Origin of the sequence: Bradyrhizobium sp. SZCCHNS3052 (assembly GCF_032484495.1) — a bacterium.
Classification (GTDB): Bacteria; Pseudomonadota; Alphaproteobacteria; order Rhizobiales; family Xanthobacteraceae; genus Bradyrhizobium.
On record NZ_JAUETB010000006.1, the window covers coordinates 139,410 to 162,077 of the forward strand.

Here is a 22,668-nt window from a genome sequence, read left to right on the forward strand (position 1 = left end):
CTACCGCACCGCCTGCCGGTCCAATGCGTGGTTCGACTTCGGGGCGCTTGTTAGACCCTCGCACCGCGTGATGCCAGTATTTCCGCCCTCCGGGCTCGCCCGCCATACCATGATCCTTCTCGATATTACGGGAATCACTTATGAATTTTCGATCCTCGGACAGGATCAGTCGATGACCCGCAGCGACCGGAAGGAAGGCGCCAAGAGCGCAACGGCCGGCCCCGGCGGAACGCCCGTGCTGTCGCCCGCCGCGCTCTACGAGGCGGGACTGCATCACCTCGGCGGAGGGCGTCTGCTCGATGCCCAGATGTGCTGCGAGCAGGCGCTGGCGGCCGACCCGGCCCACGCCGACAGCCTTGCGCTGATGGGCATCATCGCGCTGCAGACCGGCCAGCACGACCATGCCGTTGCGTGGTTCTCGCGCGCGATCCGACAGACGCCGAAGATCGACTATCTCACCAGCCTCGGCTTCACCCTGAAGCAGATGGGCCGGCTCGACGACGCCCTCGCCGTCTTCGACAAGGCGATCCAGCTCAAGCCCGACGAGGCCGAGTTGTGGAAGCATATGGGCGGCGTGCTGCTGGCGCTCGACCGTGGCGCCGAGGCGCTGCTGAGCTATCAGCACGCGCTGACGATCGATCCTTCGCACCGCGAGGCCGCGTTCCAGAGCGGCCTGCTGCTGCATCAGCAGCAGCGTTATGAGGAAGCCGCCCAGGCCTTCACGATCTGCCTGACGCAGCTGCCGAATGACCTGCAGTCGCTGCAGATGCGCGCCCGGTGCCTCCGCGAGCTCAAACACTACGACGCGTATCTGGCCGATTGTGAACGCGCGCATGCGCTGGCGCCGACCGAGGCGATGGTCTGCAACAATCTCGGTGATGCCTTTGTCTGTCTCGGCCGCAGCGCGGAGGCGCTGCCGTGGTTCGATCAGGCCCTGGCGTTGCGGCCGGACTTCGTCGAGGTGCTGCTCAACAAGGGTTTTGCGCTGATGCAGCTCCTGCGTTTCGAGGATGCTGCTGCCGTCTACCGGCAGATTCTCGCGCTCGTCCCCGATCATCCCAAGGCGGCGTGGCAGCTCGCGCATATCGAGCTGCAGTGCGGCGACTTCGTCTCCGGCTGGGCCCGGCGCGAGGCGCGCTGGGCCATGCCGGATTTCTCGATCGACTATCCGCGCTTTGCCGAGTCCAAATGGCTGGGCCACGAGGACATCGCCGGCAAGACCATCCTGATCGAGGAGGACGAGGGTTTCGGCGACACCATCCAGTTCGCCCGCTACGTGCCGATGGTCGCCGCGCGCGGCGCCAAGGTGATCTTGGTGGTGCGCGAGGCGCTGCGGCCGCTGATGGCCGGCATCGACGGTGTGACGCAATGCCTCGCCTACGCGCCGGACCTGCAGCGGCCGGTCTTCGACATGCACTGCCCGGTGATGAGCCTGCCGCTGGCCTTCGGCACCACGCTCGATACCATTCCACCGCCAAGCTATCTCCCGCCACTGCCGGCCGAGCGCATCGCGGCCTGGGAGCGGCGGCTCGGAGCGCATGACCGGCTGCGGGTCGGCCTCGTCTGGTCCGGCAATCCGCATCAGGGCAACGATCGCAACCGCTCGATGCCGCTTGCGACCCTGCTGCCGCTGCTCGATCTCGGGGCGGATTTCATCAGCCTGCAAAAAGAGCTGCGGCCAGCCGACAAGGCGGTGCTGGCGCAGCAGAGCGGCATCCGCGACCTTACCGTCGAGTTGACCGACTTCGTCGAGACCGCGGCGCTGATTTCCTGTCTCGACGTCGTGGTCACCGTTTGCACCAGCGTCGCGCATCTCGCCGCGACGCTCGGACGGCCGACCTGGATCATGCTGCCCCACCTCGCCGACTGGCGCTGGCTCAGGGATCGCGACGACAGCCCGTGGTATCCGAGCGCGCGGCTGTTCCGGCAGGATTCGAGCTGCCGCTACGAGCCGGTCGTCGCGCGCGTGCGCGGCGAGCTGGCCGCGAAAGCGGCGAGCTTCAGCAAGACGATTGCCTAGGCCGGTCCCGGAAACAGATCGTCGATGCGGCCGCGCAGGCGGTAGGCCACGAGCCCGACCCATTCGCGCACCGCAATGTCGGCGCGGCGCAGGCCGAGCAGCGAGATGCCGTCGAAGTCGAGCACGCGGCCGACGCGCCAGTCCACCGGATAGGGCTCGACTGGAAAGCCGGCCTTGCGGAACAGCCCGACCGAGCGCGGCATGTGATAGGCCGAGGTCACCAGCAGCCAGCGCTCGCCCGGCTTCGGGGAGATCATCGCCTTGGAGAAGATCGCATTCTCGTAGGTGTTGCGCGACTGCCGCTCCAGCAACAGCCGCTCCTTCGGCACGCCGAGGCTGAGCAGGATCTCGGCGCCGACGTCGGCCTCCTTGGCCTCGGTCGCGATCAGATTGGCGCTGCCGCCGGTGAACAGGATGCGCGCGTTCGGATAGCGCCGCGCCAGCGCGGCGGCCTGGATCACCCGATCGGCGCCCGCCACCGTCACCGGCATGCCGTACATCACCGAGAGATCGGAATCGACGGGACCACCGAGCACGATGATGCCGTCGGGCGCACCGTTCGCCGGGTCCCATTTCGGAAACCGGCTCTCCAGCGGATAGAGCATCAGGCTGCCGAGCGGCGTCAGGCCGACGATCGCCAGCAGCAGCATGGCAGACACCACGAGCCTGCGCCCCAGCACGGCAAACCGGGTCAGCATCAGGATGGCGCCTGCGAGGCCCAGCGCGATCATGAAATTGGTCGGCAGTGCCAGCAGACCGAGCGTCTTCGACAGGACAAAGAACATTGCGAGCTCCGGCGCGGGGTGAGGTGCCACGGCCGCCCTCATACACGACAGCGGCCATGCGTCGCCATCTCTCTGCGGCGGCCGGCGGATGCGCTATGCTTGGTCCCGAACCGGTACGAATGAGAGGACCATGGCCCATCACCATCTGCACGCGAGCCCCGAGACCTGCCACTGGGGCTTCTTCGAATCCCGGCTGAAGCCGGTGCTCACGATCGACAGCGGTGACGAGGTCACGATCGATTCGATCAGCGGCGGGCCCGACGTGGTGCCCGACACCAGCAAATTCCATGTGCCGCCGGAATTGTTCGACGTCCACGCCCGCAGCGAGCGCATGGTGCCCGGCCACATCCTGACCGGCCCGATCGCGGTCAAGGGCGCGGAGGTCGGCGACGTGCTCGAGGTCGACATCCTCGACGTCCAGCTGCGGCAGGACTGGGGCTACAATTTCATCCGGCCGCTGGCGGGCACCCTGCCCGACGATTTCCACGAGAGCCGGCTGATGAACATCCCGCTCGACAAGGACCGGATGGTCGGCAAGCTGCCGTGGGGCCTGGAGCTGCCGCTGGCGCCGTTCTTCGGCGTGATGGGCGTGGCGCCGCCGCCGGCCTGGGGCCGCATCACGTCGCTGATCCCGCGCGCGATGGGCGGCAATCTCGACAACAAGGAGCTCGGTGCCGGCGCCAAGCTGTATCTGCCGGTGTTCGTGCCCGGCGCGCTGTTCTCCTGCGGCGACGGCCACGGCGTGCAGGGCGACGGCGAGGTCTGCGTCACCGCGATCGAGACCGCGCTGCAGGGGCGTTTCCGTCTCACTGTGCGCAAGGATCTCAAATTCGACTATCCGCGCGCCGAGACGGCCACCCACTACATGACCATGGCGATGGACCCCGACCTCGACCAGTGCGCGGTGAAGGCGCTGCGCGACATGATCGTCTTGCTCGGCGAGAAGCGCAATCTGTCGCGCGAGGACGCCTATACCCTGTGCAGCCTCGCCGCCGACCTGCGGGTGACCCAGACCGTCAACGGCTCCAAGGGCATTCATTGCATGATCGCGAAGGCGGTGGTGCACGGGTGAGAAGACAGGGCTGAGCGTCGGGCCAAACACACTGCTGTCGTCCCTGCGAACGCAGGGACCCATAACCACCGAACCAAGTCGTGACGCGAGGTGGTTGGACTTGCGCAAGCCAACTGCTCCCTGGGGTTATGGGTCCCCGCGTTCGCGGGGACGACGCCATTGATGCCGCGCGAGGGAGCGCATCGAACGACGCGTGACGTCGCGCTGCCGCGGCAGATCCTGCCCGGGTCATGCTGCAGATCTCACCCTCTGAAATGTCGGAGGGCGCAGGGAAGGCCAGGCGCCGGCTGGCGCCTGCGGCCCGCCTGCGAGAAAAAATGCAGGCGGCAGGTACCACAGGTGCAGCCGAGAACGCCCGGCCTTCCCTGCGCGATGGTCTTCACGCTTATACGCAGTCTGCCTGGTGCGCCGGGCTTGTTGGCCACCTCCGCGCGAGGCGAAGCCTCGTCGCGATCGCGACAACGCGCAGAGCGCGTTGCGCGGATAACACCAGCGTCGGGGTGTCAGCACGCTGCGACTTCACGTCCGCGCCGAGCCGTTCGTCCGCGCACCCGAGAGGATACGCTGCGGCTCCATCGCGGCCATCGCTCCCCGCCTCGCGTGTCGTGACGATCGCGCGCAACGCCCCTTCCGAGTGAGGCGGGATGGCGGCATCCAAAGCACAATTTCCGGAAAAGCGAAAGCGTTATTTCTGGAATGACGAACTTTTCTCGCCGTGACCGCGATGACCCGTCTGCCTGCTCTGCTTAAAATTCACCAAGGGGATCCCGAAGCAGGCGCCGCGGCACGGCGGTGGTTGAAGCGACCATCGGGCACCGCGGCTAACGCGAATCTTCCCGGCCCTTGCTTTCCCGTACCATTCCGGCCCCGGACTCGCCGAGCGGGCGGAGAGTCACCATCGCGACCTCGCCGATTCGTCATATTACGATAAAATTCAATATCTTAACCAGTTATCCCCAAGCCGCTGTACAACCTATTGGATTCCTAATAGAGTCTAAAAAGTTACTTTTCTGTACACCGGTTACGGACTAGCTTTTAGGCATGGCGACGGAAAAAGCCGAAACTGACCGCATCCCCGTAACCCTAGCCCTGGCAACCATCGGCTATCTCGAAAAGCTCGTGAAACAGGGAACCCACGGCACCAGCGTTCCGGGTGTCTGCAGAACGTTGATTGAAGAAGGCATCCGGCTCGCCATCAAGGATGGGCTGCTGTCGATTCGCGACAACGGACGGGCGTAAGCTAGGGACACGCAACGCGGACAACAGTTTCGGTGCAGCCGTCGGCCAGGACGATCCAGGACGGATCAAACTTGGAAGCGACAACAATGCCCGCCGAACGACAGACACTCCCCACCTGGACCGAGGAACGGCTCCAGGCCCTGAAGCAGCACTTTGAGGCCGGGCTGACCTGCCGAGAGATCGCCGCCGAGCTCGGCGTCAGCCGCAACGCCGTGATCGGCAAGATCTCCCGCCTGGCGCTGACGCGCGACAATGGCGGCGACACCAGGCGCGTGGTGCGCGCCGAGCCGACACGCGATGGCGCACGCCGTCCCGTGCCAAAGCTGCGCCGCCGCATCCTGCGCGCGGTTCAGAACGACCCGCCGCCTGTGATCGTCGAGGAGCCGGTCGGCACCGTCGTGAACGGCTGCTCGCTGTTCGAGCTCTCCAAGGAACGCTGCCGCTGGCCGATCTCGACGCCCGGCGCGGATGATTTCTGCTTCTGCGGATCGAAGCCGATCGAGGGGCTGCCGTATTGCCCGAGCCACACGCGGATGGCGTACCGGGTGGCGTCGTCGCGGTAAGCAACAATCTGCCGAGCTCCTTGTCGGAGCCTTCCCCGCGCGGGCAGCAGAGCCCGCATAGAGCTAGCTGACGCGCTACGCCTTGCTAAGTCTCCGCGTTCTGCGGGGACGGCGCGGCGGTCTCGTCTCCCCTCCCCCTTGCGGGGAGGGGAGCTCACCGTCTGCGTAGCGAGAGCAGCGATCTTTAACTAACAACAATCCCCTACCCCAGCTTCCACCCCGCCTCCTGCGCGAAGCGCTGGAAGAACTCGGGCTCGTAGGCCTGCTCCGGCGACTGGCGGACGCGCAGGTCCAGCAGCTTGGCGTCCTCGCCGACGAGGATGCGCCATTGCTCGGCCTTGACGCCGTCAAGGATGATCTTCGCCGCCTGTGCCGCCGTGGTCGGGGCGTCCTCGAGGAAGCTGCGGGCGCGCTCGCGGGCGGCAGCCTGGATGTCGGCATCGCTCATGGCGGCGACGTCGATGCCCATGCCCTTCATGCGCTGGCGCGCAAGCCCGATCTCGGTCTCGCTCAGCTCGTCTGACTCGGTGCCGCTCTGCACCTTGCGCGAGTTCGACACGATCGAGGTGCCGATGTGGCCGGGCATCACCACCGAGCATTTGATGTGCGGGGCGTTGAGGCGGAGGTCGTTGATCAGCGCTTCGGTAAATCCCTTCACCGCGAACTTTGCGGCGCTGTAGGCGGTGTGCGAGACGCCCATGCCGACCGAGGCCCAGAAGCCGTTGACGCTCGAGGTGTTGACGATATGGGCCTCGTCTGCCTTCAGCAGCATCGGCAGGAAGGTGCGGACGCCGAGATAGACGCCGCCCCAGCAGATGTTGAAGGTGCGCTCCCACTGCTCCCGGGAGTTGGTGAACAGGCTGCCGCCGCCGCCGATGCCGGCATTGTTGAACAGCAGGTGGATCCTGTCCGTGGCCTGCTGCTCGGCGAGCTCATCGCGAAAGCGCTGCAGCTGCGCTTCGATCGAGACGTCGGCGACATGGGTGGTGACACGCAGGCCCTGCGGCAGCTTCTCGGCCTCGCACAGCCGCTTGGTTTCGGCCATCGCCTCGGCCGAGACGTCGCACATGGCGACGTTGCAGCCTTCGGCAACGAGCTGGCGCGCGAGCTCGCGGCCCATGCCCGTGCCGCCCCCGGTGATCACGGCGATCCTGCCGGCGAAATCCTTCATTGGATGGTCTTCCTTCCCTGCTGCGGGACGGCCATGCCGTCCCGGCGACTTGCTCGTTCTCTTCGCGGAACGCGTTCCGAGCTTAGGACGTTTCGCCGGCCTGACCAGAGGGGATGTCGGGGATTTGCGTTGCAGCGCATGCAACGAAGATTTCAGCTTGGGGTTGAACCTTCTCGAGGGGCGTCCGACTTATTCCACGGGGAGGCAGGCTCGAGGAGGTTCGCATGGCGTACCAACAGGGGCACTGGCAGGACGAAGGCTGGCGCGACACGATGGTCGATCCCGCGGGATCTGACGACGGCGCCTATGTGACGGGCTGGACGATCAGCGGGCTCGCAGTGATCGGCACCATCGTCGCGGTCTGGCTGCTCGGGATCTGAGACCCCGAGACCGTCTGCAGCAGATATGAAAAGGCTCGCCACCGGCGATCGGCCTGCGCAGGACGATTGCGCCGCCGCTCCTCCTCGCCGCGACGTTCGTTCTGCACCGCTTTGAGCTGGAGGCCGCCGCCGCGTCGCAGGCAGCGGTACAGGTCCCATCCGGTCGAACTCGTTGCATACAATTAAAGTCAATTGACTAAATTTTAGGCTGATATCAGGCAGGAAATTCGTCTGCCTAAGCTGCGATCATCTGCAAAATGTTGCCATTTCAACAGCTTGGTGCGCCTGCCTTCCCGCGCGCCGCTGGCACAAAGCTTGCGATCACCCCCTTCAAGGCTCCGCCGTGGCGGTGAAGCCGAGATGACAGCGCGGGCGGACCGACCCGCCGAGGGAGCTCACCAATGGACTTTGGCAGGATTTCACGACGGCATCTGTTGCAGGGTGGCGCGGCGCTGACGCTCGGCGCAGCCGCGGGCCTGCGGCCGGCCTTCGCAGCGGAGACGACGATCGGCTTCATTTATGTCGGCTCGCGCGACGACTACGGCTACAACCAGGCGCATGCGCAAGGCGCGGCGGCGCTGAAGAAGCTGCCCGGGCTGAAGGTGATCGAAGAGGAGAAGGTGCCGGAGACCGACGCGGTCGAGAAGACGATCGAGTCGATGATCAATCTCGACGGCGCCACGCTGCTCTTCCCGACCTCGTTCGGCTACTACAATCCGCACATGATCAAGATGGCCGCGAAGTATCCGAAGCTGCGCTTCGAACACTGCGGCGGCCTGTGGAGCGAGAAGGACCCGAAGAACGCCGGCTCCTATTTCGGTTATATCGACGAGGCGCAATACATTGCCGGTATCGTCGCCGGCTATACGAGCAAGAGCGGCAAGCTCGGCTTCGTCGCCGCCAAGCCGATCCCGCAGGTCCTGCGCAACATCAACGCCTTCACGCTCGGCGCCAAGCTCGCCAATCCCAAGGCCACCACGCAGGTGATCTTCACCGGCGACTGGTCGATGCCGGTCAAGGAGGCCGAGGCCACCAACAGCCTGATCGACCAGGGCGTCGACGTGCTGACCTGCCATGTCGATGGTCCCAAGACGATGGTGGAGAATGCCGCGCGCCGCGGCGCCTTCGTCACCGGCTATCACGTCAACCAGTCGCCTTTGGCACCGAAAGCGTATCTCACGGGCGCAGAATGGAATTGGGAAGCGCTGTATCCGAAGTTCGTCAAGATGCTCCAGGCTGGCGAGAGCATTCCGAACTTCTATCGCGGCGGCCTCAAGGAAGAAGTGGTCAAGATCTCGGCGTATGGCGAGGCGGTGTCCGAGCAGGCGCGCAAGCATGCCGACGAAATCAAGAGCAAGTTCCTCGGTGAGGGCTATACCATCTTCAAGGGCCCGATCAAAGACAACAAGGGCAACACCGTGATCACCGCCGGCACCGAGCGCGGCCAGAAGGATCCTGAGCTCGAGAAGATGGACTACCTGGTCGAGGGCGTGATCGGAGCCACGTCGTGACATCAGAGGCGGCCGATCCGGTTGATGTGGCCGCCATCGCGCCGGCCGCCGACGCAGGTTTCCTGCAACGTTATGGCGCGAGCATTGAATACATTCTCATCCCGGGCGCGGCGCTGGTCGCCGCGCTCATCGTGTTCGGCATCTTCGTCGCGCTGTTCGGCAAGAACCCGCTCGATCTCTATTGGTACATGTATTACGGCGCGTTCGGCACCTGGTTCTCCTGGCAGAACACGCTGACGCGGGCAGCTCCCTTGATTCTGACAGCGCTGTGCACCGCCCTGCCCGCGCAATTGGGCATGGTGATCATCGGCGGCGAAGGCGCGCTCCTGATCGGCGCGCTCTCGGCAACCTCGGCGGCACTGGCGCTGCAGGGGATGCCGCCGCTGATGGTGCAGATCGCGATGGTGATCGCCGGCATGACCGGCGGCGGGTTGTGGATCCTGCTGTCCGGGGCCTTGCGGCAGTATCGCGGTGTCAACGAGACGATCTCGAGCCTGCTGCTGGTCTATATCGCGCTCGCGATCCTCAACCATCTCGTCGAAGGCGCGATGCGCGATCCGGCCAGCCTCAACAAGCCGTCGACGCGCGAGATCGGCGCCGCCAACATGATCGGCAGCATTCCCGGCACCGACGTGCATTGGGGCCTGGTGTTCGGCCTGATTGCCGCCATCGCGGCCTATGTGCTGATCTACCACACCACCTTCGGCTTCGCCGCGCGCGTCGCCGGCGGCAACATCCGCGCCGCCAAGATCGTCGGTCTGTCGGTCGGCAAATTGATCCTCACCGTCTGCTTTCTCGCCGGCGCCTGCGCCGGCCTTGCCGGCATGGTCGAGGTCGCCGCCGTGCAGGGCCGCACCAACGCCAATCTCGCGGTCGGCTACGGCTTCACCGGCATCCTGGTGGCGTTCCTGGCGCGGCAGAATCCGCTCGCCATCATTCCGGTCGCGATCCTGCTCGGCGGCATCAATGCGTCGGGCGGACTGCTGCAGCGCCGGCTCGGCCTGCCCGACGCCTCGGTGCTGGTGCTGCAGGGCATCATCTTCATCTCGGTGCTGGCGAGCGACGCGCTCTACGGCCGCATCGGTTTCCTCAAGGGAAAGTCCTGATCCATGGCTGACGGCAATATCGGGCTCTGGACCGTGCCGCTCGCGGTGCTCGGCGGCGCCATCCGCGTCTCCACGCCGTTCCTGTTCGTGAGCCTCGGGGAATGCATCACCGAGCGTTCGGGCCGCATCAATCTCGGCCTCGAGGGCACGCTGGTGATGGGCGCAATGAGCGCCTATGGCATCTCCTATCTCACGGGATCGCCGTGGGCAGGCGTGCTCGCCGCTGGCCTCACCGGCGCGCTGCTCGGCGCGCTCCACGCCGGCATCTGCTCGCTGCCGCGCGTTAACGACGTCGCGGTAGGAATCTCGCTGATGCTGTTCGGCACCGGCCTCGCCTTCTTCCTTGGCAAGCCGCTGATCGAGCCCACCGCCGCGCGGCTGCTGGCGATCGATTTCGGCTGGTGGAGCGACGTGCCGCAGGTGCGCGCGGCCTTGCGCATCAACGTCCTCTTCCTGCTCGGCGTCGTGCTCGCGCCGTTGCTGCTGTGGGCATTCAAGACCACGCGCTGGGGCCTCCTGATCCGCACTGCCGGCGAGAGCGCCGATGCGGCGCGGGCGATGGGCCATTCGGTGCTGATGATCCGACTGCGCGCCACCATGGCCGGCGGCTTCCTCGCCGGCATCGGCGGCTCGTTCCTGTCGCTGTTCTATCCCGGCAGCTGGAACGAGGGCTTGTCGTCGGGACAAGGCATCACCGCGGTCGCGCTGGTGATCTTCGCACGCTGGGACCCGATGCTGTGCCTGTGGGCCTCGCTGGCGTTCGGCGGTGCTGCCGCGCTCGGACCGGCGCTGCAATCCGTCGGCGTCACCTCCGGCTATCATCTGTTCAATGCCGCGCCGTATATCCTGACGCTGCTGATCATGATCATCACCTGCTCGCCGAAACGCACCCTGAGCGGCGCGCCGGCTGAATTGTCCATCACCCGCTGATTTCGGAGGTCCATCATGACCACGCGCACCATCCGCTCCGAGCCCTATGCCTGGCCCTACAACGGCGATCTCCGTCCAGAGAACACGGCACTGATCGTGATCGACATGCAGACCGACTTCTGCGGCGTCGGCGGCTATGTCGACAAAATGGGCTATGACCTCTCCTTGACCCGCGCCCCCATCGAGCCGATCAAGACGCTGCTGACGGTGATGCGCGCGCAGGGCTTCCTGATCATCCACACCCGCGAGGGCCACCGCACCGATCTCTCCGACCTGCCCGCCAACAAGCGCTGGCGCTCGCAGCAGATCGGCGCCGGGATCGGCGATCCCGGGCCGTGCGGCCGCATCCTGGTGCGCGGCGAGCCGGGCTGGGAGATCATTCCCGAACTCGCGCCGGCTCCGGGCGAGATCGTCATCGACAAGCCCGGCAAGGGCTCGTTCTGCGCCACCGACCTCGAGCTGATCCTGCGCCTCAAGGGCATCCAGAACATCGTGCTGACCGGCATCACCACCGACGTGTGCGTCCACACCACGATGCGCGAAGCCAATGACCGCGGCTTCGAATGCGTGCTGCTGTCGGACTGCTGCGGCGCCACCGACAAGGGCAATCACGATCACGCACTGAAGATGATCAAGATGCAGGGCGGCGTGTTCGGCGCGGTCGCGACCTCCTCCGCGCTGATCGAGGCGCTGTCGTGATCGGCGACGATCCGACGCCTGCGGGCGCGTTCGGCGTCGAGGCCATCGCGATGACGATGCGCTTCGGCGCGTTCACCGCGCTCGACAATGTCGAGCTGAAGGTCAGGCCCGGCTCGTTCCACGCGCTGCTCGGCGAGAACGGCGCCGGCAAGTCGACCTTGGTCAAATGCATCATGGGCTACTATCGGCCGACCGAGGGCGATGTGCTGATCGCCGAGCGCGAGCGCGCAATCGACAACCCCAGGGATGCGCATGCGCTCGGCCTCGGCATGGTCTACCAGCACTTCACGCTGGTACCGGCGATGACGGTGGCCGAGAACCTGGTGCTGGCGCGTGACGACGTACCGGCGGTGGTCAACTGGGCAAAGGAGAAGAAGGAGCTGGAGGCCTTCCTGGCGCGCATGCCGTTCCGCGTGCCGCTCGACGCCAAAGTGTCGGACATCTCCGCCGGCGAGCGGCAGAAATGCGAGATCCTCAAGCAGCTCTATCTGAAGCGGCGCTTCCTGATACTGGACGAGCCGACCTCCGTGCTGACGCCGGGCGAGGCGGATGAAGTCCTGGGCATGCTGCGCAAGATGGTCGAGGCCGGCGAGCTGACCATTTTGATGATCACCCACAAATTCCGCGAGGTCATGGCGTTCGCCGACGAGGTCACGATCCTCCGGCGCGGCAAGCTCGCCGGCCGCGGCAAGGTCGGCGAGCTCACCCCCGACGACATGGCGCGGATGATGATCGGCGCCGAGCAGCTCACCGTACAGCCGGCGCGCACCGGCGCGGCCGGTGCGATCAGGCTCGCGATCGACAAGCTGGTCGCCCGCGACGACGCCGGAGGCCTGGCAGTGCATGACCTGTCGCTGACCGTACGCGCCGGCGAGATCGTCGGCATCGCCGGCGTCTCCGGCAACGGCCAGCGCCAGCTGGTCGAGGTGCTCGCCGGCCAGCGCGAGGCCGAGAGCGGCGCTGTCAGAGTTTCCGGCGCAGCCTATTCCGCCACGCGCGACGAGATGCGCCGGCACAAGATGTCGCTGCTCCCCGAGGAGCCACTGAGGAACGCCTGCGTCGGCGGCATGAGCGTCGCAGACAACATCGCGCTCCGCGATTTCGACCGCGTTCCGTTCGCGCGCGGCGGCTGTTGGCTGAACAAGTCCGCCTTCCGAAAGGACGCGACCGCCAAGATCAACCGCTACAAGATCAAGACCCGCACGCCGGACACGCCGATCTCGGCACTCTCAGGCGGCAACGTGCAGCGCGCCGTGCTGGCGCGCGAGCTCTGCCACGACGTCGAGGTGCTGATCGCCGCCAATCCCTGCTTCGGCCTCGACTTCGCGGCGGTGGCGCAGATCCATGCCGAGATCATGGCCGCCCGCAACCGCGGCGCAGCCGTGCTCCTGGTCAGCGAGGACCTCGACGAGCTGCTCGAACTGTCGGACCGCCTCGTGGTGATGTTCCACGGCCAGCTGGTCTACGAGACCCGGGCGAGCGGTGCCGATCTCACCGAGATCGGCCGCCACATGGCGGGGCATTGAGCCGGCCCCGCGAAACGACTTCAACGTGTTGACGACTAATTCATCGCGCCGGGGTAACATGGCTCCCGGCGGGCTTTGATCGGCCTGTGATACGCCGCGCCTGCCCGCATTTTCGTTATTGTGTTTCAAACCCTTAGATTGCAGGTCGGTCTCATGAAGGCCTATTTCATCGGCGGCGGCATCGGTTCGCTCTCAGGCGCAGCATTCATGATCCGCGACGGCGGCATCTCCGGATCGGACATCACCGTCTTCGAGAAGCGCCTGCCCTATGGCGGCAGCCTCGACGGCACGCGTCTTCCGGACGGCTCCTACTCGATGCGCGGCGGGCGCATGCTGACGACCGAGCAATACGAATGCACTTGGGACCTGCTGTCGACCATTCCCTGCGAAACCAACGCTCAGGAGACCATCCTCCAGGAGACCGTGGCGTTCAACAAGCTCCACGTCACCCACGCGCAGGCGCGGCTGGTCGACGGCAACCGGCACAAGGTCGACGTCTCCACCATGGGCTTCTCGATGCAGGACCGCATCGAGATGACCAGGCTCACCGAGGCCTCCGAGGAGAAGCTCGGCAATTCCTTGATCTCGGACTGGCTGTCGCCGCCTTTCTTCACCACCAATTTCTGGTACATGTGGCAGACGACGTTTGCCTTCCAGACCTGGCACAGCGCGGTCGAGTTCAGGCGCTATCTGCGCCGCTTCATGAACGAATTCCCGATGATGGATACGCTTGGCGGCGTCAAGCGGACGGTGCACAATCAGAACGACTCGATCGTCAAGCCGCTGGTCCGCTGGCTCGAAGGCCACGGCGTCAACTTCGTCGGTGGCACGGATGTCACCGATATCGAGCTCGTCACCATCAGCGGCAAGCACCGCGCCGTCAGGCTTGCTCTGACGCAGGACGGCGCGAGCCGCACGATCGATCTCGCCGACGACGATCTGGTGTTCTACACGGCCGGCTCCATGACGGATGCGACCAGCCTCGGCAGCCACGGGGCTCCGCCGCAACAGCTCACCAAGGACGACAGCCACGGCTGGACCCTGTGGGAGAAGCTCGCACAGGGCCGCCCCGAGTTCGGCAATCCGGCCGCGTTCAATTCATCGGTTCCGGAATCGAGCTTCGAGTCGTTCACGGTGACCTGCCGCAATGCGCGCTTCTTCGATGCGATGCAGACTTTCACCGGCAATGTCGCCGGCACCGGCGGGCTCGTCACGTTCAAGGATTCGAACTGGCGGATGTCGATCGTGCTCTACACCCAGCCATACTTTCCGGACCAACCCGACAACATCAGGATCTTCTGGGGCTATGGGCTCTATCCCGACCGCGTCGGCAATTTCGTGGGGAAGCCGATGTCCGAGTGCAGCGGCGCCGAAATCCTGAAGGAGCTGTGCGGGCATCTGCGCTTCCCGCTCGCCGTGTTCGACGAGGCGACCTGCGTGCCGTGCTGGATGCCCTACATCATGAGCATGTTCATGCCGCGCAGCTATGGCGACCGGCCGCTACCGGTGCCGCTCACCTCGCAGAATCTCGCCTTCATCGGCCAATATGTCGAGCTGCCTGAGGACGCCGTCTTCACGATCGAATATTCGGTGCGCGCGGCCATGCATGCGGTCTATCAGCTCTTGAAGATCGACCGGGCCATTCCGCCCGTGACGCCCTACGACAAATCGCTGAAGGCGCTGCTGCAGTCGGTGGTGAAATCATTCGCCTGACGGACCACGCGAGATCGTGATCACCGCGCGTCGCAGCGCTTGACCTGGATCAGTTCCACGAGGGAACACAGCGGCTAAGCCCCGGATCGTAGCACACGATCCCGGGTGAACCATCATGAAGGCGTATTTCATCGGCAGCGGCATCGGCGCATTGGCCGGCGCGGCATTCCTGATCCGTGACGGCGGCGTCGAAGGCCGCGACATCACGATCTTCGAAAAGCACCTGCCCTATGGCGGCAGCCTCGATGGTGCGCGGCTGCCCGACGGCTCCTATTCGCTGCGCGGCGGCCGCATGCTGACGACCGATCACTACGAGTGCACGTGGGACCTGCTCTCCACCATCCCCGATGCCGGCGATCCCAACCGCACCGTGCGCGACGAAACGATCGCCTTCAACAAGGTCCATGTCGCGCATTCGCAGGCGCGCCTCGTCGACCGCAACCGGCACAAGGTCGACGTCTCCACCATGGGCTTCACCATGCAGGACCGGCTCGAATTGGTGCGGCTGACCGAGGCCTCCGAGGAGAAGCTCGGCAACTCCCGCATCACCGACTGGCTGTCGCCGCCGTTCTTCACCACGAACTTCTGGTTCATGTGGCAGACGACGTTCGCGTTCCAGCCCTGGCACAGCGCGGTCGAGTTCAAGCGCTATCTGCATCGCTTCATGAACGAGTTTCCGCGCATCGAGACGCTGGCTGGCGTCAAGCGCACCGTGTTCAATCAGTACGACGCGATCGTCGTGCCGCTCGTCAAATGGCTGGAGGGCCGTGGCGTGAATTTCGCTGGCGGCGTCGACGTCACCGACATGGAGATCGCGACGGAAGCCGGCAAGCACGTCGTCAAGCGCCTGATGCTGGATCGCAACGGCCAGCCGGAGACGATTGCGCTGTCGAGCGACGATCTCGTCTTCCTGCAGAACGGCTCGATGACGGACGCGACCAGCCTGGGCACCCAGGATTCACCGCCGCCGCGGCTCACCAAGCAGGACAGCCAGGGCTGGACGCTGTGGGAGAAGATCGCGAAGGACCGCCCCGATTTTGGCAATCCCGCGGCGTTCAACTCATCGATACCGGAATCCTGCTGGGAATCGTTCACCGTCACCTGCCGCAATCCGCGCTTCTTCGACGCGATGGAGGCGTTCAGCGGCAACGCCGCCGGCACCGGCGGGCTCGTCACCTTCACCGAATCCAACTGGCTGATGTCGGTCGTGCTGTATCACCAGCCGCATTTCGTCGATCAGCCTGCCGACGTGCAGGTGTTCTGGGGCTATGCGCTGCATCCCGATCGCATCGGCAATTTTGTGCCGAAGGCGATGGCCGATTGCGGCGGCGCCGACATTCTCAAGGAGCTCTGCGGCCACCTCAACTTCGATCTCTCGGTGTTCGACCAGGCGACCTGCGTGCCCTGCCGCCTGCCCTACATCACCAGCATGTTCATGCCGCGCAACAAGGCGGACCGGCCGCTGCCGGTGCCGGCGAACTCGAAGAACCTCGCCTTCGTCAGCCAGTTCGTCGAGATCCCCGACGACGTCGTGTTCACGGTGGAATACTCGGTGCGCGCGGCGCAGATGGCGGTCTATCAGCTGCTCGGCATCACCCGGGCGATCCCGCCGATCACGCGCCACGACAAGTCGTTCCGCGTGCTGATCGAGACGATGGAGAAGGCCTTCGCATAACGCCTCTCGCATCGGCAAGAACGAGCGCGCCCGGATCAGTCTCGATCCGGGCGCGCTTTCCGTCTCGCGAGGCACAGATGCGCCTCGATCCTTGTTGCGTGAATTGTCAGTAGCCGAGCAGTGCGAGACCGACCCAGCTGACGGCAAACAGCGATACCACCGAGGTTGCAGCGGCGAAAACGGACAGCGAAACTTTCAAAGTCCTGAGGACCATACGCGCCTCCTTCAACGACAATGAACAGCACATCGGGGTGAACCCCGATGTCAGTCTGAAATTTCCTGGAACCGGCTCCACAACGAGCCGAACACAGGTTTGGTGCGCGCGTGCGCGCAAAGGTTCAATGTCAGGGTGTGGGGCCTCAATTGAGCTGCTCGATCGTTAACGGACATGGCCGATCGCGGTTCCCGAATGGAACAGGAATCGCTCCAACGAAGGCCCCTCTCCCCTTCAGAGCCGCCTTCTGCGGGGCTCGAAGGTTGAGAAGGCTCCTGGCTGCAAGTTTTTAGGATGGATCCGGCCGTCAGGCGCTATTTCAGCGGCAGGAACAGGTCCGCAGCCATTTCGTGCTCGGGAACCTCCGGGAAGAAGTTCAGCCGCTGGCAATAGATCGGGAAGTCACGCGCCTCCTCGCCGCTGGCCGGAAGCCAGTCGCGATAGAGGAACAGCGCGGCCGGCTCCAGATTGTGGGTGTTGCCGACGACACGCAGCACCGCGCAGCGTCCGCCGGGGATCACGCCGGCCCTGATTGTCGCGTCCTGCGTTTCGACCGGCTGGTCGGTCCCGACACAAAGGTCCACGCTGTAGTCGGCAGGCGAGGCCGGGCGACGCTCGGAGCGCCAGACCGTGAAGGTTGGATTGGCTCGGGGATGCAGGCCGGCGGCCTTGCGCCAGGCGATGAAGCGCTGGATCGTGGCGCCGAGCGTGGCCGGGTCGCCGCGATGCTCCATGATCGCCACCGGCGTGGTCGGCACCTCGCGAATCGTCACGTCGTCAGGGGTATAGGTCGTCCGCATCAGCTTGCTCCTTGCGTCGTCGAGAGGCCCGAAGGCCGCAAGCCACGGCTCCCAGTCGGGAGATTTCCGGAACGATGACGGCGATTGCCCGAACCGTTGCCGAAAGGCGCGGGCAAAGGCGTCCGGCGCGTCGTAGCCGGCCTCCATCGCGACCTCGGTGACGCTTTGGGCATCGCTGTAGGCCAGCTGATAGGACGCCCGCTTCATGCGGGCGAGCTGGATGTAGCGATTCACGGACAGACCGAAGGTCGCCGTGAACTGCCGGTGGAAATGATATTTCGAGTAGGCCGCGATGCTGCTCAGCGCGTCCAGATCGAGATCATCCTCCAGATGCCGGTCGATATGATCCAGCACCCGCTGCATCCGCGCATGGTAGTTTCGCAGCGCCGCCTTCATCGTTCCCTGCTCCGTGGCGGCTGCAGCTAAGCGCAGGCGGACATGACGCGCTCGACCGATCTTGCGACTTTGTCACGGGACGCAGTGATCAAGACCGACTTTCACGGATCGACGGCCGTCACGGTCCAGAACGAAGCGGGCACCATGACGCCCGGGCCCTTGGCGTAGCGCGCCAACGCCTTCCTCACGGCGGCCGTCGCGGCCTCCACCGCCTCGGACGGCTGCCCGGCCACGGCACGGCCGGCGGGCCCGATCGCGAGCGCCGTCTGCACCGCGCTATCGAGGCCGGCGCCCGCGCCGAAGTCGAGCGCGATGTCGTGACGCTCGAGCCGGATGCGCCGCAGCCCGGCATCGGTCGTCACCGTCTCCATCCACTCGGGAGCACCGAACGCGAAATCGTCCGGCGCGTGCGGCGGCAAGCCCGGCAGCTTCGGCACGTGGTCATAGGCCGCCTGCAGCGGCTCCAGCGCCCACGGGTTGTCGCGCAGCTCGCCCCAGCAGGCGAACGCGACGCGCCCCTCCGAATGCAACGCATTGCGGATGTTGAGCACGGCGCGCACCGGATTGGCGAAGTACATGACGCCGAGGCGCGAGATCACGAGATCGGCGCTCGCGGCCTTGAAGTGGTGCACCATGGCGTCGCCTTGCACGAAGCTCACCGGCGCATCGGCAGGGGCGAGCTCGTGGGCCGCGGTCAGCATGGCTGCGGACACGTCGAGGCCGAGCACGCTGCCGCCGGGGCCGACCTTCTCGGCAGCCGCGATCAAGGTCGCCCCGCAACCGCAGCCGATGTCGAGCACCCGTTCGTCCGCCTGAATTGCCGCGCGCTCCAGCAGCGCCTCCTGCACCGGCGCCAGCAGCGCATCGATCTCGGCGCGGCGCGCGACCCAGCGCCCGCCGCCCGTACCGTTCCAGAAGGCGATCTGCTCGGCGTTCTCGAAATGCCCAAAGGAGATGTCGGCGACGGCGGCGTCCATGAGGGAAGTCTCGGCAACAAAGTTCACAAATGAAACGAGCCGGCTCGAACAGTGTCCAGCGGCGCCCAGTTCGGGGAGTTTAGGGGGCGGTCTGCAGCTTGAAAAGCCAATCTCACGGACGAAGCGGTCGTGGCAGGTGCGCGCAAAACCGCATCGGCCGACGTCAAATACAGCGATTTGAGAAAATGGTCGGAGCGGCGGGATTCGAACCCACGACCCCTAGTCCCCCAGACTAGTGCGCTAACCGGGCTGCGCCACGCTCCGATGGCCGTTCCTCTAGCCGTGATCGGGGCGGGATGCAAGGCACGGCGGAAGGGTTTCATGGCGTGATCGGATGGAGCGGAGATCGTCGCCCTTCGCCCCCTTCCAGAACGGTGGAGGGTGCACAGCCGACTCGCGGCTGCTCGGCGTGGCTCAATGCAACGGACACCTGCCGCCATGCTGGCGCATTCTGACGACCAGCCCCCTCAGACCTCCCTCATCGCCCGGTCGAGCAGCGCGCGGCAGTCGAGCAGCTCCTTGAGCACGCCCTGGAGCTTCTCCCGCTCCTCCGGCTTCATGCCGGCGCGGGTCGGTGGGCCGACGCGGAAGGTGTCGAGGATGTCGTCCTCGGTGTCGACGAAGCGGAAGTCGATGCCCTCCTCGTCGGAAGCTTCCTCCTCCTCGTCCTCCGATTCGACCTCGGCCTCGCCGATCGGCTCCTCTTCCATCATCGCCTGGCCGAGCGTCTCCTCCATCGCGCCGAACGAGACCGCGGCGGAGCTGTCGGCCAGTCCCTGGACCGATTTGACGCCGTGCTCCTTCAGGATGCGCTGCACACCCTTGATGGTGTAGCCTTCGCCATAGAGCAGACGCCGGATGCCCTTGAGCAGGTCGACGTCGTCGGGCCGGTAATAGCGCCGGCCGCCGCTCCGCTTCATCGGCTTGATCTGGGCGAACCGGGTCTCCCAAAACCGCAGCACGTGCTGCGGAATGTCGAGCTCCTGCGCGACCTCGCTGATCGTCCGAAACGCATCCGGCGCCTTGTCCAAATGCCCGTTCCCCTTCGACCGTGCTGACAAGAAAGTGGGAGACTACGCTGAAAAGATTGGACGAACTATACGCGGGACGAACGATACGCGTTCGGCACGGCCCTGCCGACATGCGGCGGGGCGACGGCCTCGACCCTAATCCGGCTCGGCGCCGAACTCGGCGCTGGCCTCGCCGTTCATCTTGCCGCTGCCCTGCTGGCCGTTGATGCGCTGCTTCAGGATCGCGGACGGCTTGAACACCATGACCCGCCGCGGCGAGATCGGCACTTCCGTGCCGGTCTTCGGGTTTCGTCCGATGCGCTGTCCCTTCTTGCGCACCATGAACGACCCGAAGGACGATAGCTTGACCGTCTCGCCGCGCTCGAGGCAGTCGGTGATCTCCTTCAAGACCAGCTCGACGAACGCAGACGACTCCGTCCGCGACAGTCCCACCTTCTGGTAGACTGCCTCGCAGAGATCGACGCGTGTGACTGTTTTTCCGGTTCCCGCCATCGCCTGCCCCAAACTCACGGCGAATAATTCGCTCCGGAAATTAAGAGGTTAAGCGGCGGTGGTCAACAGCAGCGTGAATAGAAGTACAGGCCGTAGTGCCAATCTCAGGCGTAATCCCGCCGCGCGGCAGGCTCACCAGCGCACCAAAGCCGAGCCCCAGGTAAAGCCGCCGCCCATCGCCTCCAGCAAGACCACGTCGCCCTTCTTGATGCGGCCGTCCTTGACGGCCACGTCGAGCGCCAGCGGGATCGAGGCAGCGGAGGTATTTCCATGCCGATCGACCGTCAATACCACCTTCTCCGGCGCGATGTGCAGCTTGTGCGCCGAAGCGTCGATGATTCGCTTGTTGGCCTGGTGCGGCACGAACCAGTCGATGGTCTCGGCCGACAGGCCGGTGGCATCGAAGGCGTCGACGATCACGTCGGTGATCATGCCGACGGCGTGCTTGAACACCTCGCGGCCTTCCATCCTCAGATGCCCGACGGTCTGGGTCGAGGACGGACCGCCGTCGACATAGAGCTTGGCCTTGTGACGGCCGTCGGAGCGCAGATGCGTGGTCAATACGCCGCGATCGGCTGCCGTGCCGCCCTGCTCCTGAGCGTCCAGGATCAGCGCTCCGGCGCCGTCGCCGAACAGCACGCAGGTGGTGCGGTCGTTCCAGTCGAGGATGCGCGAGAAGGTCTCGGCGCCGATCACCAGCGCGCGCTTGAACGAGCGGCTGCGCAGGAAATTGTCCGCGGTCGCGAGCGCATAGACGAACCCCGAGCACACCGCCTGCAGGTCGAACGCCGCGCCATGATGGATGCCGAGGCCGTTCTGCACGGCCACTGCAGTCGCCGGAAAGGTGTTGTCCGGGGTCGAGGTGCCCAAGACGATCAGATCGATCGACTGCGGATCGACGTCGGCCGCGGCCAACGCGGCACGAGCCGCGTTGATCGCCAGATGCGAGGTGAACTCGCCGTCGGCTGCGACGTGGCGCTCACGGATGCCGGTGCGCTGCACGATCCACTCGTCCGAGGTCTCGATGCGGCTTGCCAGCTCGGCATTGGTCACGACCCGCTGCGGGAGGTACGAGCCACAGCCGAGCACGACCGAACGAATTGTCACGAGACAGCCTCCTGGGCGACGGGTTCGGACGCTGGCGCGCCGCCGTCGGGATTGAGTGTTTGATTGATCTTGGTCAGGAGATCGTAGCGGGCCATCTCATAGCCAACCCTGACCGCCGAGGCAAAGCCCTCGGCATCGGTTCCGCCGTGGCTCTTGACCACCATGCCCTTGAGGCCGAGCACCACGCTGCCGTTGGATTTGCGCGGGTCGAGCCGGGCCCGCAAAGCGGCGAAGGCGCCGCGGGCCAACAGATAGCCGATCCGGGCAAGCCAGCTCGCCTGGATCGCGCCGCGCAGGAAATCCGTGACCTGGCGGACGGTGCCCTCGGCCGTCTTCAAGGCGATGTTGCCACTGAAGCCTTCGGTCACGACCACGTCGGCGGCACCCTTCCCGATGCCGTCGCCCTCGACGAAGCCGATATAGTCGAGCTGCGGCAGGTTCATCGCGCGCAGCTGCTCGGCCGCCTCGCGGATCTCCTCATGGCCCTTGATCTCCTCGACACCGATGTTGAGAAGGCCGACGGTCGGCCTCGGCTTGTTGAACAGCACGCTCGCCAGCGCGCCGCCCATCACGGCCAGCGCGACCAGGTGGTGGGCATCGCCGCCGATCGTTGCCCCGAGGTCGAGCACCACCGATTCGCCGCGCGCGGTCGGCCAGATCGCGGCCAGAGCCGGCCGGTCGATCCCGTCCAGCGTGCGCAGGCAGAAGCGCGCCATCGCCACCAGCGCGCCGGTGTTGCCGGCGGACACGGCGACGTCGGCCTCTCCCTTCTTCACCGCCTCGAGCGCGAGCCACATCGACGAGGTCTTGCGGCCGCGCCGGAGCGCCTGGCTCGGCTTGTCCTCCATGCTGACGGCGACATCGGTGTGAATGACGCGCGAGACCGCCTTCAGCCGCGGATGCCGGTCGAGCTCGGGAACGATCTTGGCACTGTCGCCGAACAGCAGAAACTCTGCATCCGGATGGCGGCTCAGCGCGATCGCGGCACCGGGGATGACGACGGCCGCGCCGAAATCCCCGCCCATGGCGTCCAGCGCGATTCGAACCTTTTGAGGCATGACGTCCCGGAAACCTGATCTCGAGCTTTGTCTCGTCTTGGCCTTGACTTGGTTGGCCGTGTTTGGCGGTCGTTCAGAGGCATTGCGCGGCCGATGGACGGGCCAGAGGCCGTCCGGGCCTTTTCGTCGCACCCCGACCCGGGCGCGACAATAGCGTCTCTCCGTGTCGAAACAACCTCCCGGGAGCGATGCATTTTGCAACC

20 protein-coding genes and 1 tRNA gene are annotated in these 22,668 nt (G+C 65.5%); 12 read left to right on the forward strand and 9 right to left on the reverse strand.

Translation table 11 applies throughout. The features are described 5' to 3' along the window. Window positions 1-172 precede the first annotated feature (172 nt). The gene (locus QX073_RS20335) at window positions 173-2,020 is read left to right on the forward strand and encodes a tetratricopeptide repeat protein (RefSeq protein ID WP_316226262.1); all 1,848 of its coding nucleotides are present in this window, start codon (window positions 173-175) and stop codon (window positions 2,018-2,020) included. Here the strand turns inward: QX073_RS20335 and QX073_RS20340 are convergent. Next, window positions 2,017-2,805: a YdcF family protein gene (locus tag QX073_RS20340; RefSeq protein WP_315755032.1), complete on the reverse strand. Its 789-nt coding sequence runs from the start codon at window positions 2,803-2,805 to the stop codon at window positions 2,017-2,019. The genes QX073_RS20335 and QX073_RS20340 overlap by 4 nt on opposite strands. A gap of 130 nt (window positions 2,806-2,935) precedes the next feature. Here QX073_RS20340 and QX073_RS20345 point away from each other — a divergent pair, with 130 nt between their 5' ends. From QX073_RS20345 to QX073_RS20355, 3 genes are all read left to right on the forward strand, one after another. Continuing rightward, window positions 2,936-3,877, forward strand: a complete 942-nt coding sequence (locus QX073_RS20345; RefSeq protein ID WP_316175218.1) for an acetamidase/formamidase family protein — start codon at window positions 2,936-2,938, stop codon at window positions 3,875-3,877. Between the two features lie 1,041 nt (window positions 3,878-4,918). Continuing rightward, window positions 4,919-5,116, forward strand: a complete 198-nt coding sequence (locus QX073_RS20350; RefSeq protein WP_006614936.1) for a hypothetical protein — start codon at window positions 4,919-4,921, stop codon at window positions 5,114-5,116. An 86-nt stretch (window positions 5,117-5,202) separates the two neighbouring features. Next, a complete protein-coding gene (locus tag QX073_RS20355; RefSeq protein ID WP_316226263.1) occupies window positions 5,203-5,679 on the forward strand; it encodes a GcrA family cell cycle regulator in 477 nt (158 codons plus the stop codon). A gap of 202 nt (window positions 5,680-5,881) precedes the next feature. Here QX073_RS20355 and QX073_RS20360 read toward each other — a convergent pair whose 3' ends face one another. Continuing rightward, window positions 5,882-6,850: an SDR family NAD(P)-dependent oxidoreductase gene (locus QX073_RS20360; protein WP_315711480.1), complete on the reverse strand. Its 969-nt coding sequence runs from the start codon at window positions 6,848-6,850 to the stop codon at window positions 5,882-5,884. 224 nt (window positions 6,851-7,074) lie between these two features. Between QX073_RS20360 and QX073_RS20365 the strand changes: the two genes are divergently transcribed. The 8 genes from QX073_RS20365 to QX073_RS20400 all read left to right on the forward strand — a co-directional run bounded on the left by QX073_RS20365 (window position 7,075) and on the right by QX073_RS20400 (window position 16,390). Further along, window positions 7,075-7,230 (forward strand): hypothetical protein, encoded by a 156-nt coding sequence (locus QX073_RS20365; RefSeq protein ID WP_315711478.1) that lies wholly within the window; start codon window positions 7,075-7,077, stop codon window positions 7,228-7,230. A gap of 401 nt (window positions 7,231-7,631) precedes the next feature. Beyond that, window positions 7,632-8,741, forward strand: coding sequence for a BMP family ABC transporter substrate-binding protein (locus QX073_RS20370; protein ID WP_316165183.1), 1,110 nt, complete (start codon window positions 7,632-7,634; stop codon window positions 8,739-8,741). Beyond that, entirely contained in the window at window positions 8,738-9,847 is a 1,110-nt protein-coding gene (locus tag QX073_RS20375; RefSeq protein WP_316226264.1) for an ABC transporter permease, read from the forward strand. The genes QX073_RS20370 and QX073_RS20375 overlap by 4 nt, the downstream gene beginning before the upstream one ends. 3 nt (window positions 9,848-9,850) lie before the next feature. Further along, window positions 9,851-10,777, forward strand: coding sequence for an ABC transporter permease (locus tag QX073_RS20380; RefSeq protein ID WP_315827196.1), 927 nt, complete (start codon window positions 9,851-9,853; stop codon window positions 10,775-10,777). 15 nt (window positions 10,778-10,792) lie between these two features. Beyond that, window positions 10,793-11,476: an isochorismatase family cysteine hydrolase gene (locus QX073_RS20385; protein ID WP_315827197.1), complete on the forward strand. Its 684-nt coding sequence runs from the start codon at window positions 10,793-10,795 to the stop codon at window positions 11,474-11,476. Window positions 11,477-11,526: 50 nt separating this feature from the next. Continuing rightward, window positions 11,527-13,002, forward strand: a complete 1,476-nt coding sequence (locus tag QX073_RS20390; RefSeq protein ID WP_316226314.1) for an ABC transporter ATP-binding protein — start codon at window positions 11,527-11,529, stop codon at window positions 13,000-13,002. A 153-nt stretch (window positions 13,003-13,155) separates the two neighbouring features. Continuing rightward, window positions 13,156-14,715, forward strand: coding sequence for an oleate hydratase (locus QX073_RS20395; RefSeq protein ID WP_315827198.1), 1,560 nt, complete (start codon window positions 13,156-13,158; stop codon window positions 14,713-14,715). A gap of 115 nt (window positions 14,716-14,830) precedes the next feature. Next, window positions 14,831-16,390 carry an oleate hydratase gene (locus QX073_RS20400; protein WP_315827199.1) on the forward strand — a complete coding sequence of 520 codons (1,560 nt, stop codon included), beginning with the start codon at window positions 14,831-14,833 and terminating at the stop codon, window positions 16,388-16,390. A gap of 528 nt (window positions 16,391-16,918) precedes the next feature. On the opposite strand, the gene QX073_RS20405 is transcribed toward QX073_RS20400, so the two are convergent. From QX073_RS20405 to plsX, 7 genes are all read right to left on the reverse strand, one after another. Then, a complete protein-coding gene (locus QX073_RS20405; protein WP_315752910.1) occupies window positions 16,919-17,800 on the reverse strand; it encodes an AraC family transcriptional regulator in 882 nt (293 codons plus the stop codon). A gap of 101 nt (window positions 17,801-17,901) precedes the next feature. Beyond that, complete coding sequence (locus tag QX073_RS20410; RefSeq protein WP_315827200.1) at window positions 17,902-18,777, reverse strand: class I SAM-dependent methyltransferase; 876 nt, start codon at window positions 18,775-18,777, stop codon at window positions 17,902-17,904. A 186-nt stretch (window positions 18,778-18,963) separates the two neighbouring features. Then, window positions 18,964-19,041: transfer RNA gene (locus QX073_RS20415), tRNA-Pro, on the reverse strand. Window positions 19,042-19,244: 203 nt separating this feature from the next. Continuing rightward, the gene (locus QX073_RS20420) at window positions 19,245-19,808 is read right to left on the reverse strand and encodes a MerR family transcriptional regulator (RefSeq protein WP_315711463.1); all 564 of its coding nucleotides are present in this window, start codon (window positions 19,806-19,808) and stop codon (window positions 19,245-19,247) included. A gap of 135 nt (window positions 19,809-19,943) precedes the next feature. Next, window positions 19,944-20,300, reverse strand: coding sequence for an integration host factor subunit alpha (locus QX073_RS20425; RefSeq protein WP_315711462.1), 357 nt, complete (start codon window positions 20,298-20,300; stop codon window positions 19,944-19,946). Window positions 20,301-20,432: 132 nt separating this feature from the next. After that, window positions 20,433-21,407, reverse strand: a complete 975-nt coding sequence (locus QX073_RS20430) for a beta-ketoacyl-ACP synthase III (protein ID WP_315711459.1) — start codon at window positions 21,405-21,407, stop codon at window positions 20,433-20,435. Beyond that, window positions 21,404-22,465 (reverse strand): phosphate acyltransferase PlsX, encoded by a 1,062-nt coding sequence (gene plsX / locus QX073_RS20435; RefSeq protein ID WP_315752912.1) that lies wholly within the window; start codon window positions 22,463-22,465, stop codon window positions 21,404-21,406. Before plsX ends, QX073_RS20430 begins: the two co-directional genes overlap by 4 nt. Between the last annotated feature and the right edge of the window lie 203 nt (window positions 22,466-22,668).

Excerpts from the sequence above, each read along its gene's own strand:
- QX073_RS20395 (WP_315827198.1), top strand. The coding sequence starts at position 13,156 with ATGAAGGCCTATTTCATCGGCGGCGGCATCGGTTCGCTCTCAGGCGCA.
- plsX (WP_315752912.1), bottom strand. The coding sequence starts at position 22,465 with ATGCCTCAAAAGGTTCGAATCGCGCTGGACGCCATGGGCGGGGATTTC.
- QX073_RS20380 (WP_315827196.1), top strand. The coding sequence starts at position 9,851 with ATGGCTGACGGCAATATCGGGCTCTGGACCGTGCCGCTCGCGGTGCTC.
- QX073_RS20350 (WP_006614936.1), top strand. The coding sequence starts at position 4,919 with ATGGCGACGGAAAAAGCCGAAACTGACCGCATCCCCGTAACCCTAGCC.
- QX073_RS20405 (WP_315752910.1), bottom strand. The coding sequence starts at position 17,800 with ATGAAGGCGGCGCTGCGAAACTACCATGCGCGGATGCAGCGGGTGCTG.
- QX073_RS20365 (WP_315711478.1), top strand. The coding sequence starts at position 7,075 with ATGGCGTACCAACAGGGGCACTGGCAGGACGAAGGCTGGCGCGACACG.
- QX073_RS20345 (WP_316175218.1), top strand. The coding sequence starts at position 2,936 with ATGGCCCATCACCATCTGCACGCGAGCCCCGAGACCTGCCACTGGGGC.
- QX073_RS20355 (WP_316226263.1), top strand. The coding sequence starts at position 5,203 with ATGCCCGCCGAACGACAGACACTCCCCACCTGGACCGAGGAACGGCTC.
- QX073_RS20370 (WP_316165183.1), top strand. The coding sequence starts at position 7,632 with ATGGACTTTGGCAGGATTTCACGACGGCATCTGTTGCAGGGTGGCGCG.
- QX073_RS20390 (WP_316226314.1), top strand. The coding sequence starts at position 11,527 with ATGACGATGCGCTTCGGCGCGTTCACCGCGCTCGACAATGTCGAGCTG.
- QX073_RS20400 (WP_315827199.1), top strand. The coding sequence starts at position 14,831 with ATGAAGGCGTATTTCATCGGCAGCGGCATCGGCGCATTGGCCGGCGCG.
- QX073_RS20340 (WP_315755032.1), bottom strand. The coding sequence starts at position 2,805 with ATGTTCTTTGTCCTGTCGAAGACGCTCGGTCTGCTGGCACTGCCGACC.
- QX073_RS20335 (WP_316226262.1), top strand. The coding sequence starts at position 173 with ATGACCCGCAGCGACCGGAAGGAAGGCGCCAAGAGCGCAACGGCCGGC.
- QX073_RS20425 (WP_315711462.1), bottom strand. The coding sequence starts at position 20,300 with ATGGCGGGAACCGGAAAAACAGTCACACGCGTCGATCTCTGCGAGGCA.
- QX073_RS20360 (WP_315711480.1), bottom strand. The coding sequence starts at position 6,850 with ATGAAGGATTTCGCCGGCAGGATCGCCGTGATCACCGGGGGCGGCACG.
- QX073_RS20410 (WP_315827200.1), bottom strand. The coding sequence starts at position 18,777 with ATGGACGCCGCCGTCGCCGACATCTCCTTTGGGCATTTCGAGAACGCC.
- QX073_RS20385 (WP_315827197.1), top strand. The coding sequence starts at position 10,793 with ATGACCACGCGCACCATCCGCTCCGAGCCCTATGCCTGGCCCTACAAC.